The following is an 11,919-nucleotide window of genomic DNA, read 5'->3' on the forward strand; positions in this document are numbered from 1 at the left end:
AGACAGGTCCCGGGGGCGGTCAAGATACTCCCATGAGAAGGCGTGCGCTGACGTGGGGCGGTGGGATCGTCGCGGTCGCGGCCGCGGCGGGCCTGGGGTGGCACTTCGCGGCGGTGGGCTTGGACCGGGCCGACAAGCTGGCGAGCGTCATCGGGGCGTTCGTCGGGCTGACGGCCTTGGGCGTCGCGGTCTACGGCGCGTTGTCGGGCGGAGGTCCCGGTGGCAGGCCGGGGCCGGGGCAGCACGTCGGGCGCACCAGGGTCGGCGGCAGCGTGACCCAGGTCCGCGGTGTGGCGGGCAGCGTGCGTACCGGCGGCGCGTCCGCGCCGCCGGTACCGGCACAGGCTCCCGGCGGCCCCGTGCCGGTACCGGAATCGGGCGGGCAGTCGGTCGACGGGTCCCGGGTATCCGGCGATGTGACCCAGGTGGAGGGGGTCGGCGGTGATGCCGACCTCGGTCCGGCCACCCGGAGGGACCCGGGTGACGGGGACGCGCCTTGACCGGCTCGTCAGGGACTCCGGACGAACCGCCGCCCGGCCAGGCCGTCTCTCGCAGCGAGGTGAACGGCGGGGTCTTCCAGGTCAACGATGTCGGCGGTGACGTGCACATCAGCACGCGGGCCGCGGGGCACGCGCGGACGCCGCGGGGGCGCCTGGGCTTCCTCGGCAGCCCGACGTTCCTGGGTGCGGTGGCCTTCGCCGGCCTGGTGGCGGTCGTCATCCCCGGTGCGTTCTATGTGAGAGGCAAGATCACCGACGACCCGGGGCGGCCCGCGGCCGGCGCCGTCGTCCCCTCCGAGGCGAGCGTCCGGGCGCCCGCGGTCGAGGTGGTCGACATGCTGGTCGACACACCCGAGGCCACGGAGAGCGGGCCGGTCGCTCTGGATTTGAAGATCCACAACAAGGGGACCCGGCGGACCATCGTCAAACGGGCGACCGTGAGCATCCGGAAGTTCTCGTTGATCTCGGCGTGCTTCAGCCAGGGCGGCGGCCTGGATGTGTCCGCGACCTATGGGCTGACATTGCCGGTCCGTCCGACACCCGGCCAGCGGGTCGAGATTCCGCTCAGCCAGGAGATCGGGCCGGACGAAGCCGATCGATTCAAACTGAACCTGCGCCTACCGAAGTCCGCCGCATTCGCCGGAGGCAATCCTGACGCGAGCAAACTCTTCATCTACCACATCGGCGTGACGCTGATTCGCGACAAGGAAAGCAAAGAGGTCGACGCGGGCGAGGCGGTGGCGGCGTTGCCGGAAGCGGTCCCCTCGTACGGCCAGGACTTCTTCTTCACCGACGAACTCGCCCGGCATCCGAACCGGTACGACGACTACGGCCTCACCCCCGAAGAATCATCGAAGATCAGGAAATGCCAGGAATCGAATAACGCCGTGCTGCGCGAATTCATGGCCGTCGACGGAGCCAAGCCTCCGTGGTTCGCGCAGATCGCACCACACCTCGCCCGGTGAGGGATCGGCAGTCCCTCGACAACGCCGCAGCCCATCGGGCCGCGGCTATGCGTCCTCGTCCGGCGTGTGCCCGGGGGCGCCGCGGAGAGGGGCCGGCATCTGTTCCCGTACGGTGCGACGGGCGCGCGCGAGCAGGTCGGTGGCACGCGGGTAATCGGTGAGTCGCTCGGAGAGAAGATCCAGGGCGGGCAGAAGGTTCCGGGCGGGGACGCCACGGGCGGTGAGGATCTCGACGGTCCATGCCATGAACCCGGTGAAGAGATCGGGATCGTCCAGGTACAGGGCCGTGCCCAAGAAGTCGACGAGGTGAGAGAGGTCCTCGGCCGTCCGGTCCCGCTGCACGTCGGAGTAGTCGGCCATCGCCGGGAGCCGCGACTCCAACCCGCTCAGCACGTGGCGGATCAGGGACGGGGCCGCGCGGGTGACATGGGCGAAGGCCTGGTCGCCCAGGTGCGGCAGGTCGTCGATGACGCGGCGGACGGGCGGCTTGGGCAGGGGGCCGCGCGCCAGCAGGTCGGCGGCCGCGCGCGCGTCGGGGGCCCACGCGTCCGCCCCCAGCAGAGCGGCGTAGCGCCCGTCGTGGCCAAAGGCGGCGCCACCGGCCAGGACCGGGGTACCGGTCGCCTGGCAGGCGGTGATGGCCGCGTGCGCGGTCGGCAGCCGGGTCGCGATCGAGGACGACAGAGCCACCGCCTCCGGACCGGTGCGGTGCAGGTGGGAGATCAGGTGCGGGGTCGGCACCTGGGCGCCGAGATAGTCGACCCGCAGGCCGCGCAGCCGCAGAATCTCGGCGACGAGCCGGGCCGGCAGCGCGTGCCACTCGCCGTCGATGCAGGCCACCGCGATCTTGCCGGGCCGTTCCTCCGCCCGCGCCCGCCGCCGGGCGGCCGGATGGTGCGCGACCGCGCCGATCACGCGTTCGTTGACGGCGGTGGCGCTGTGCTCCTGGGCGACGGTGATCCGGTTGGCGGCCCACTCGCGCCCGACCCTTGCCTGCAGGGGCGCGATGACGTCCAGGAGCAGGTCCTCGGGGTCCATCCCGTCGTCCAGCGCGGTCATCACGATGTCGGTGGCGGCGTACTCGTCGCCGATGATCAGCGTCTCCCAGAGCGCGTCCGCCCAGGTGCCCGCCTTCCCGCCGGACGGCCTCGTCTCCCGCGTCATGGCACGCGCCCTTCCGGTCCCGGGCTCCCGGAGGCGCTGGACCGGACGTGCCGGGGAGCGGTGAGCGCGATCACCGCCATGTCGTCATGCGGGCCGGCTCCGACCCACTCGGAGGCGAGCATGAGCACCCGCTCCACCAGCGCCTCGGGAGGCATGCCGCCGCATCGGCCCAGCTCGGCGCGCAGCCGCTCGTCGCCGAACATCTCATCGCCCAGCGGTCCGCCGACGGCCTCGGTGATGCCGTCGGTGTACAACAGGCACGCGTCACCGGGCTCAAGGGCCGCCTCCGCGGTCGTCGAGTCGATCTCCTCCAGCACGCCGATCAGCGAGCCTCCGGTCGCGGCCGTCTCGACCGTCCCGTCGGTCCGAACGATCAGCGGGGCGCTGTGACCGGCGCTGGTCAGCCGCAGCCGTACCTGCGCGTCCTGCCTGCGGGCCGAGGCCAGCACCAGCGTGACGAACCTCGTCGAATCGTCTTCCAGCAGGGTCTCGTTGAGCACCTCCAGCACGCGCCGGTGGTCGCCCGCCATCGGCAGCAGCGCCCGCAGCGTGTTGCGGATCTTGCCGGTGAGGACCGCGGCCTCCAGGCCCTTGCCGCACACGTCCCCCAGCACCACCAGCGCCTCGGCCTCCGCGTCGACCGCGTCTGGGTAGACGTCGTAGAAGTCGCCTCCGACCATGTCCTCGTCACCGGACGGCCGGTAGCGGGCGGCCAGTTCCACCCCGTCCAGTTCCTGCGTACGGGGCGGCAGGAGCCCGCGCATCAGCGTCGCGGTGATGGACGCCTGTTCGGCATACAGGCGGGCGGCCGACAGCGCCGCGCCGGCATGCCCCGCGAAGAGGCCGGTGGTCAGCTCCTCGCCCGCGGAGAACCTCTCGCGGCCGGACGGGCGCAGCAGGACCAGCGCTCCGGCCGGGACACCATGGCCCGGAAGCGCGATCACCACCATGGCGGCGGGTTTCCCGGTGCCGGGGCGGGCGATCCAGCCGGGAGCGTCGCGGGGATCGATCCAGCGCGGGGCCACCGGCGGGAAGCCCCGCAGCGCGTCGGCCAGCCCCTCGACCTCCATCGGGTCGATCAGCAGGTCCCGGTGGTCGACCCTCCCGTCGGGCCCGCAGTAGGCGACCGGGTGGCCGTGCCCGGCCCGCGGGACGATCACCAGGGCGGCATCGGCCAGGTGCCGGGCCGCCAGCCGCGTGGTCACCTCCATGCACCGTTCGAGGTTGAGCGATGCCAGCAGCTCGTCGGACGTCTCGGCGAGGAACGCCGTGCGCTCCCGCTCGGCCGCCAGCTCCCCGGCCAGCCGCTCCCGCTCGGTCACCTCGACCAGCCACCAGGCCGTGGACGCCGGGTTCCCCGGTGCCCCGCTCACGGGCACGGGACGGGCCTCGAACACGCCGTCGCCGATCGGCCCTGCGGCGATCGGCTCCGCGCGCCGCCCCGCCGTGCCCGTGCCTCCGAGGCCGGCGCCCGCGGCCGCCGCGGGACCGCCGAACGACCAAACGGCATCGGCGAGCCATTCCGGCACAGCGCGCCGCACCGGTTCACCCGGCGACACACCGAGCAGCAGCCGCGCCGCGTCGTTGAGCTGGACGACGCCTTCGGACGAGTCGAGAATCAGAACCGCGCACGGAGCCGATCGCAGCACCGGACTGAGCCCGTCCCGTGCCTCGCTCTCGCCTCGGCTCGGTTCCATCACGCCGCGGCCCCCGCGAGGGCTCCCCCTCTCGGCCGATCCACCACGTCGGCGGCATCCGGCGTCGCCCTACGTGCATGCCGTCCCCCGGGCGCCGGCGGCTCGGCTCGGGCCCCCCGAGCAGCACCGCACGCAAGGGTCTCCAGGCACTGTCCGCTGATGTGGATGTCGCCTCCGACCGTGGTAACCCAACTGTCACCGTTTCATTTCCATCGTTGGGGGAGGGCTAACACTCACGTCGAGGCGGCGGTATCGGCACGGCGAGAACGAACGAGAGGCGACATGGCATCTCCCTCATCTCGGGAACGCCCGTTCGCACGCATGCCGGATTGATCATGGGGCTGCCGGACGCGCGGCGGAGATGTGGGTGCGCTTGAGCGTGAGAACCGCGCGGAGGGGATGCGTGGCCGCATCCCCTCCGCGCGGTTCGGACTTCAGGCTTGTGGGGCCTTCCAGATCATGTTGTCGCAGGTCATCTTCGGGTCCGTCTTGATCTGGCCCTGCTTCTCGGCGAGTTCGATCGAGCGCTGGAGGGCTCCGCAGTCCAGCTTGGTCGAGAGGAGGCTCAGCGGGCCGTCCGCCGAGATGACCTCCTTGGCGACGCCCAGGCTCGGGATGCCGAAGCTCTTCTGGAGCTTGCCCGCCACCGCGTCGCGGTTCTTCTCCGCGGTCACGTGGGTGAGCGCGTCACCGAACGCCCCGCAGAACTTCTTCGCCGTCTCCGGGTTCTCGTCGAGCCATTCCTTGTTCGCTATCCAGCCCGAGTTCATCGTGTTGAACATGTCCGCCGGGGCGTCCTTCTCGTTCGGGATGTCGACGAGCAGTTCGACGGCGTCCTCGCCCTGCTGGGTGAGGAAGGGGTAGGTCACGATGGCGTCCACGCGGCCCTGCTTCAGCGCGGACAGCGCGCCTTCGCCGTAGCCGACGGCGACGTAGGAGACGTCGGAGCCGCTGAGGCCGCCCGCCTCCAGCATCATGTTGCCGAGCATCTCGGTGGTCGACTTCAGCGCGGAGATGCCGATGTTGCGGCCCTTCAGCGCCTCGATCTTCTTCTTGTAGGGCTGGCCGGACATGCCGGCGAGCGGGCCGTCGGAGGCGACGATGAACCCGTTCCAGATCGTCGCCCCGGCACCGCAGAAGAAGCGCAGGTCCGCGCCCTTCTGGTTGGCCTGGGCCATCACGACCGGCCCCTGGTGGACGGTCTGGATCGAGCCGTTGGCGAGGCCGGCGAACGCGGGCGCCGAACCCTGCACCGGCACGTTCTCGACCTTGAGGCCGTGCTTGTCCCAGATCCCGGCCTCGGATCCGATGATGAACGGCGCGTCGGACGCGGTCTGGCTGGTCGCCACGTTGATCGTTCCGTCGCCGGACGCCGAGCCGCCGGAACCGCACGCCACCAGGGAGAGGGCGAGAGCGACGCCCCCCACGGCACAGATCAGGTTCTTCAACGTATCCCCTTACAGATTGAGCGGTCGGATCGCCTCGCGGCTTCGACCTCCGCCGGGCGCCATGCCCGGCGATTCACCATGCGTGCTGGTATCCGCCTGCCACCGGCAGCCCGGCTCCGGACACGTAGCCGGCCAGCTCGGAGCACAGGAACGCCACCAGGGCGCCGAAGTGGTCCGGCGATCCGACCCGTCGTCCCGGGCCGTCCCGGTCGACCGCGGTTCCGGCGAATGCCAGATAGCGCGCGGTCTCGTGGCTTCCGGGTTGGATGGAGTTGACGGTGACCCCGTCCTCCCGCACCTCGTCGTTGAGGGACTTGAGGTAGACCGTGAGCGCGGCCCTGGCAGCGCCGCTGCCGGTCAGCCCGACGAACGGCTCACGAACCGCGAGCGAGGTGATCGCGACCACCCGCCCCCACCCGCGCCGGCGCATTCCGGGCACGGTGGCCGTGCAGAGCTCGACCGCGCTCATGAAGTTGAGGCGCATCGCCTGGTCCACCGCGTCCTGGCTCAGGTCGATCGCGTGGGACGCGCCTGGTCCGGGGGCGTTGGCGACCAGGATGTCGATGCCGCCCATCCCGGCCGTCGCGCTCTCGGCCAGCGCGGTGCCCGACCCGGGCGCCGCGAGATCCGTGACCGAACCCGAGCACCGGGGCCCGAGTTCCCGCACGGCCGCGTCCAGACGTCCGGGGTCGGAGCCGCAGATGTGCACCCGGGCTCCTTCCGCCAGCAGGCGGCGCGCGGTGGCGAAGCCGAGGCCCGTGGTCGCCGCCGGGACCAGTGCGCGCCGGTCCCGCAGTCCTAGATTCATCGGTGCACCGCCCGATCGGTGGCACGGCCCGTCACTCCCAGCGGAGCAGCCACTGCTCGCCCTTCTCAGCGATCAGGCCGAGGACGGTGGCGATGACGGCCATCACGGCCAGTACCGCCAGCATGCTGTTGATGTCGAAGGCGTTGCTGAACTGCACCACCGAGAGGCCGAGCCCCTGCTTGGCGGCGACCATCTCGCTGGCCACGACTCCGAGGAGGCTGTAGGTCACCGAGAGCCGCACGCCGGCCGCGATGGCGGGGACGGCGGACGGCAGCGCGAGCTTCCACATCACCTCGTGGCGCTTCAGGCCGAGGGTCTTGGCCACGGCCATCTGGTCCGGCTGGACCCCTTTGACGCCGGCCCTGGTGTTGAAGAGCATCATGAAGAAGACGATGGAGACGGCCAGGAAGACCTTGGACCAGATCGTCAGACCGAACCAGAGCAGGAACAGCGGCGCGAACGCGATCCGGGGGAGGCTGTTGACCGGGATCAGGAACGGGGAGATCACCTTGTCGAGGAAGGGCGCCTCGGCGAGGACCAGACCCGCCAGGATCCCGCTCGGCACCGCGATCAGGAGCGCGACGAGCGTCGCCCAGAGCGTGTCGATGGTCGGATCGACCAGTTCCCCGGTCTCCAGCATGGTCACCAGCGAGTCCCACACCCCGGAGGGCTGGCCGACGAACCGGACGTTGATGGTGCCCGCGTCGGCCAGGAGCTCCCAGCAGCCCAGCACGAGGACGACCAGGGCCGCCCGGCTCAGCCAGACCGAGACGCGGCCGGTCCTCCTGGGCTTGCGCGTCCGCCTGGGACGCTTCTCCGTCGGGGGCGCCTCAGAGGTCCTGGTGAGCAGGTCACTCATCGCCTCCCCTTTCCTCGAGCAGGTCGAAGAGCTCGCGGTGCAACCGCTGGAACTCGGAACTGAAGATGATCTCCTTGAGGTGGCCGGAGCGCGGCCGCGGCAGGTCGACGAGCTGGTCCGACGCGATCCGGCCGGGACGCGGCAGCATGACCACCACGCGGTCGGCCAGCAGGATGGCCTCGTTCAGGTCATGGGTGACGAACAGGACGGTCTTGGAGACGCGGTCGGACCCCTCCTGCTCGAGGAGGTCGAGGAACTCCGACTGGAGGCGAAGTTTCGTCTGCGCGTCGAGGGCACCGAACGGCTCGTCCATCAGCAGGATGTCGGGGTCGGTGACCAGGGTCCGCGCGATCGCGGCGCGCTGGCGCATGCCGTGCGAGAGCTGGCGCGGGTACGCCTTCTCGAAGTCGGCGAGGCCCACCATCCGGAGCATCTCGCGTGAGCGTTTGAGACGTTCGGCCCGCGACAGCCTCGTGCGCGCCTCAAGGCCCAGCTCGACGTTCTTGTGCACGCGGCGCCAGGGCAGCAGGCCGTCCCGGGCGAACATGTAGCTGGTCTTGTTGCTCGCCCCCTGCACGGGCCGCTCGTCGATGACGACCTCGCCCTCGGTCGGCTCGACCAGGCCCGCGAACATGTTGAGCAGGCTGGTCTTGCCGCAGCCGGACGCTCCGACGAGCGCCACGAACTGGCCCTTCGGCACCTCGAGGTTCACGTCGCGCAGCGCCTCGACCGTGCGGGCCCCGCCACCGAGACCTCCATAGGTGAGGTTCACGTTCCGGGCCGCCAGGACCGATGCCGGCGCCACGGGTCGCTCCTCCAGCGCAGGCTCGCTCGTCGGAGATGTTGCCATTCGCTTGCCCCTCCAGAAGGTGGCTCATGACGGGCTCCTGGCTCACCGGCGGCTGCCTGCGCAGTCCTCCTGTGACACACCCAAGACAGTGCCCAGCGAGTATGTCGCAACAGTGTGAAGTTATTGTGTGACCTAAGTCAAGAGTCTGACTATGAGCTGCTCAGCAGTCGTCGAACGGGGCGTCTTGATACTAGATAGCGACTTCAGTAACGTCGGTTGCGTTAACTAGAGACTCGCTGTCGTAAGGAAGCCTCAGTGCCCTTGATCGAGATCGCCGGCCTCGCGGTCGACGACGCCGGCCTCGCGCTGGCGGACGGTGCGTCGAGCCTGACGTGGGGCGAGTTGCTGGAGCAGTCCGTGCGTGCCGGCAACGCACTTCGCGAGTCCGCGGCGGGCGGCCGGGTGGCGGTGATCGGCGCGAACGAGGCCCGCACCCTGCTGGCGCATCTGGCGGCCGCACTGGCGGGCGTGCCCTCGGTGGCCGTGAACGCCCGCCTGCGCCCGCAGGAGGTGGAGTACATCCTCCGCGACTCCGGGGCGACGGTCTGCATGATCCCCGAGTCCCGGTACGCCGAGCTTTTTCCCGTCGCCGGCCGGGCGGGCTGCCGGACGATCGTCTCCGACGCCCCCGGTACCGCCGTGACGTCGTGGCGGGAACTCGTCGCGTCCGGCTCCGCCGAGTGGAACCCGCACGCGCCGGTCGAGCCGCTCATCCTCTACACGTCCGGGACCAGCGGGTTCCCCAAGGGCACCCACTCCCGATGGGCCGCGCGGCCGGAGCCGGACGTCGCCCGCCATCTCGCATCGGTGCGCGCCGGCATGGCCGCCGTGCCGGACGGCACGCATCTGGTGGCCGGGCCGCTCCACCACAACGGGCCGCTGATGGGACTGCGCAGCCTGCTCATGGGGCGGCGCGTCGCCGTCCTGCCGAAGTTCACGGCCGAGGCGGCTCTGGCCGCGATCGAGCGGCACCGGGCCGCCTCCACCGTGATGGTCCCGACGCACCTGAGCCGGCTGCTGGCGCTACCCGCGGAGGTCCGCGAACGGTACGACGTCAGCAGCATGGCGCACCTGGTGCTCACCGGCGCGCCGTGCCCGCCGGAGGTGAAGCGGGCGGTCATCGACTGGTTCGGCCCGGTGGTGAGCGAGGCGTACGGCGGTTCGGAGTCCGGGACCGTGTGCATGATCAACTCCGCGGAGTGGCTGCGGAAGCCGGGCTCGGTGGGCCGTCCGCTGCCGCGCTTCGAGGCGGTCGTGGTCGGCGACGACGACCGGCCCCTGCCCGCGAACCGGACCGGGCGCCTCTACTTCCGCGACAGCACCGGCCAGGGGATCACCTACCTCGGCGACCCGGACAAGACCGCCGCCGCCCACCTCGAACCGAATCTGTTCTGCCTCGGGGACGTGGGACACGTGGACGACGACGGCTACGTCTACGTCACCGACCGCGCGGTCGACATGGTCATCTCCGGCGGGGTCAACGTCTACCCGGCCGAGTCGGAGCGCGTCCTCCACGGCCATCCCCAGGTAGCGGACGCCGCCGTCATCGGCGTCCCCGATCAGGACATGGGCGAGAGCCTCGTGGCCCTGGTCGTCCCCCATGCCGGCCAGAAGCTCGACGAGCCGGCGCTCGGCTCCTACTGTCGCGAGTCGCTCGCGTCGTACAAGTGCCCGAGCCGCTACGTCTTCGTCGACAGCGTCGGCCGGGACGCCATGGGCAAGGTCCAGAAGAAGCGCCTGCGCCAGACGTACCTCGCCTCCAGGGAAGGCGCACCCGATGCCGTCCCCCGGGCCTGAGGGTCGGATGCCCGAGCAGGGGGCCCCGCGCGAGGACGCCGGCGGCGCGACGATCCGCGTGCTGCCGTCCGGGGTCGAGTTCCGCGCCCGCAAAGGGCAGACGGTGCTGGACGCGGCGGACGAGCAGAACGTCATCTGGCCGACCATCTGCCACGCCAACGCCGAGTGCACCCGGTGCTTCTTCGAGATCGTCGAGGGCGGCGGGAACCTCTCCGCCATGGAAGCCCGCGAGGAGGAGGCCCTGGACGCGATCAGGTGGCGCGGCACTCCGCGGCCTCTGGAACGACTCGCCTGTTGTGCCCAGGTCAACGGCGACGTGGTGGTGCGCCGCCGCAGTGTTCGTAAACGCGAGGAGGAAGCGAACCGATGAGCCTCACCGACGACCTCAAGCAGATTCACGCCAACGCAGAGAAGCACAGGCTGGAGTACCCCCCGGAGGCGGAGTTCGGGGAGCTGCATCGGCCGGACCCGGAGCACTCCTACATCGACCCGAAGCGGTACACCTCCCCGGAGTTCCTCCAGCGCGAGTTCGACTCGCTGTGGTCCGACATCTGGCAGATGGCCTGCCGGGCGGAGCAGGTCGCCGAACCGGGCGACTACCACGAGTACACGATCGGCCGCCAGAGCTACCTGGTGGTGCACGGCCAGGACGGCAGGCTGCGCGCCTTCCACAACGTCTGCCCGCACCGCGGCAAGATCCTCAAGCCGTCCTGCGGGTCGGCGAAGGAACTCCGGTGCGGCTATCACGCCTGGGCATGGACCCTGGACGGCCGGCTCAAGGACATCCCGGACCGCTCGGTCTTCCCGGAGATCAAGGACGACGACTACGCGCTGCACGAGGTCGCCTGCGACCAGTGGGGCGGCTTCGTCTTCATCCACCCGGTCCCGGCCGAGGCGGGCAGCCTGCGCGACTTCCTCGAACCCCTCGCGGGTGAGGTGGACAAGTACCACCTCGACCGTTTCCGTGCCTCGATGCACGCCGAGATCGTCCTCGACTGCAACTGGAAGACGGCGCTGGAGGCCTTCCTGGAGGCCTACCACGTGAAGGGCACCCACCCGCAGATCATGACGTTCCTCGACGACGTCAACACCAAGTTCAGCGCCTACGGCAGGCACGCCATGATGATCGTGCCCTACGGCGTCCCCAGCATGCGCCTTGAGCACGTCGACCCGGCCGAGGTCTACGAGTCGTACTACTCCCGCTCCGCGTCCGGCTTCCGGCACAGCAAGCAGGGCAAGGGCGAGCAGGCGACCGGGATGCCCGCCCAGCACAGCGTGGAGCTGCCGCCGGAGCTGTTCGACGAGGACGGCGAGTGGAAGCTCGCCGAGCCGGTCCGCGAGTACCTGATCAAGACGAACCGGGCCAAGGAGTCGCAGTTCGGCCACGACTACTCCGAGCTCTCGGACGCCCAGATGGTGGACGACTACGACTACCACGTCTTCCCGAACCTGAAGTTCAACGCCCACGCGGGCGGAGCGCTGACGTTCCGCTCGCGCCCGCACCCGACGAACCCCGACCTGTGCGTCTTCGACGTCTACACCCTGGTGTGGGACAACGAGAACGAGGCGCCGCTCGACGTCGCACCGACCATCTCGGTGGACATCAAGGAGGTCAGCATGGGCCAGGTCCTCGACCAGGACTTCTCCAACCTCCCCGAGGTACAGCGCGGCCTGCACAACGCGGGCCTCAAGCACCTCACGGTCGGCGGTTCCGAGATGCGGGTCATCCACTTCCACAAGAACCTGATGGAGCAGCTCGAACAGCGTCGCGCTCACTGACCGCTGCGTCGACTTGCGGCGTGTTGTTGTTATGAGCGCGTCGAGAACAACA

The 11,919-nt window shown here is 70.4% G+C and carries 11 protein-coding genes; 5 read left to right on the plus strand and 6 right to left on the minus strand.

Annotated elements, in window-relative coordinates:
- Positions 1–32: 32 nt before the first annotated feature.
- Both E1281_RS12160 and E1281_RS12165 read left to right on the plus strand, forming a co-directional pair.
- The gene (locus E1281_RS12160; protein WP_131877452.1) at positions 33–500 is read left to right on the plus strand and encodes a hypothetical protein; all 468 of its coding nucleotides are present in this window, start codon (positions 33–35) and stop codon (positions 498–500) included.
- Positions 497–1,465, plus strand: a complete 969-nt coding sequence (locus E1281_RS12165) for a hypothetical protein (protein WP_131877454.1) — start codon at positions 497–499, stop codon at positions 1,463–1,465. The genes E1281_RS12160 and E1281_RS12165 overlap by 4 nt, the downstream gene beginning before the upstream one ends.
- 45 nt (positions 1,466–1,510) lie before the next feature.
- Here E1281_RS12165 and E1281_RS12170 read toward each other — a convergent pair whose 3' ends face one another.
- The 6 genes from E1281_RS12170 to E1281_RS12195 all read right to left on the minus strand — a co-directional run bounded on the left by E1281_RS12170 (position 1,511) and on the right by E1281_RS12195 (position 8,246).
- On the minus strand, positions 1,511–2,629 hold the full coding sequence (locus E1281_RS12170) for a cobalamin B12-binding domain-containing protein (RefSeq protein WP_131877456.1): 1,119 nt from the start codon (positions 2,627–2,629) through the stop codon (positions 1,511–1,513).
- Positions 2,626–4,278: a SpoIIE family protein phosphatase gene (locus E1281_RS12175; RefSeq protein ID WP_243716875.1), complete on the minus strand. Its 1,653-nt coding sequence runs from the start codon at positions 4,276–4,278 to the stop codon at positions 2,626–2,628. The genes E1281_RS12170 and E1281_RS12175 overlap by 4 nt, the downstream gene beginning before the upstream one ends.
- A gap of 482 nt (positions 4,279–4,760) precedes the next feature.
- Complete coding sequence (locus E1281_RS12180; RefSeq protein ID WP_165958881.1) at positions 4,761–5,753, minus strand: ABC transporter substrate-binding protein; 993 nt, start codon at positions 5,751–5,753, stop codon at positions 4,761–4,763.
- A gap of 94 nt (positions 5,754–5,847) precedes the next feature.
- On the minus strand, positions 5,848–6,582 hold the full coding sequence (locus E1281_RS12185) for an SDR family NAD(P)-dependent oxidoreductase (protein WP_131877462.1): 735 nt from the start codon (positions 6,580–6,582) through the stop codon (positions 5,848–5,850).
- Positions 6,583–6,613: 31 nt separating this feature from the next.
- Positions 6,614–7,441, minus strand: a complete 828-nt coding sequence (locus tag E1281_RS12190) for an ABC transporter permease (protein ID WP_131877464.1) — start codon at positions 7,439–7,441, stop codon at positions 6,614–6,616.
- Positions 7,434–8,246 (minus strand): ABC transporter ATP-binding protein, encoded by an 813-nt coding sequence (locus E1281_RS12195; RefSeq protein WP_243716877.1) that lies wholly within the window; start codon positions 8,244–8,246, stop codon positions 7,434–7,436. The genes E1281_RS12190 and E1281_RS12195 overlap by 8 nt, the downstream gene beginning before the upstream one ends.
- Positions 8,247–8,546: 300 nt before the next feature.
- On the opposite strand from E1281_RS12195, the gene E1281_RS12200 reads away from it, so the two are divergent.
- From E1281_RS12200 to E1281_RS12210, 3 genes are read left to right on the plus strand one after another with little or no spacing between them, the layout of a single operon-like run.
- Positions 8,547–10,088: an AMP-binding protein gene (locus E1281_RS12200; protein ID WP_207943246.1), complete on the plus strand. Its 1,542-nt coding sequence runs from the start codon at positions 8,547–8,549 to the stop codon at positions 10,086–10,088.
- A gap of 7 nt (positions 10,089–10,095) precedes the next feature.
- On the plus strand, positions 10,096–10,458 hold the full coding sequence (locus tag E1281_RS12205; RefSeq protein WP_165958882.1) for a 2Fe-2S iron-sulfur cluster-binding protein: 363 nt from the start codon (positions 10,096–10,098) through the stop codon (positions 10,456–10,458).
- Positions 10,455–11,867, plus strand: a complete 1,413-nt coding sequence (locus E1281_RS12210; protein WP_131877470.1) for an aromatic ring-hydroxylating dioxygenase subunit alpha — start codon at positions 10,455–10,457, stop codon at positions 11,865–11,867. Before E1281_RS12205 ends, E1281_RS12210 begins: the two co-directional genes overlap by 4 nt.
- Positions 11,868–11,919 lie beyond the last annotated feature (52 nt).

It is taken from the genome of Actinomadura sp. KC345 (assembly GCF_004348515.1).
Lineage (GTDB): Bacteria > Actinomycetota > Actinomycetes > Streptosporangiales > Streptosporangiaceae > Spirillospora.

Coding starts and splice junctions, on each gene's coding strand:
- E1281_RS12160 (WP_131877452.1), top strand. CDS start 33: ATGAGAAGGCGTGCGCTGACGTGGGGCGGTGGGATCGTCGCGGTCGCG.
- E1281_RS12170 (WP_131877456.1), bottom strand. CDS start 2,629: ATGACGCGGGAGACGAGGCCGTCCGGCGGGAAGGCGGGCACCTGGGCG.
- E1281_RS12185 (WP_131877462.1), bottom strand. CDS start 6,582: ATGAATCTAGGACTGCGGGACCGGCGCGCACTGGTCCCGGCGGCGACC.
- E1281_RS12190 (WP_131877464.1), bottom strand. CDS start 7,441: ATGAGTGACCTGCTCACCAGGACCTCTGAGGCGCCCCCGACGGAGAAG.
- E1281_RS12205 (WP_165958882.1), top strand. CDS start 10,096: ATGCCCGAGCAGGGGGCCCCGCGCGAGGACGCCGGCGGCGCGACGATC.
- E1281_RS12210 (WP_131877470.1), top strand. CDS start 10,455: ATGAGCCTCACCGACGACCTCAAGCAGATTCACGCCAACGCAGAGAAG.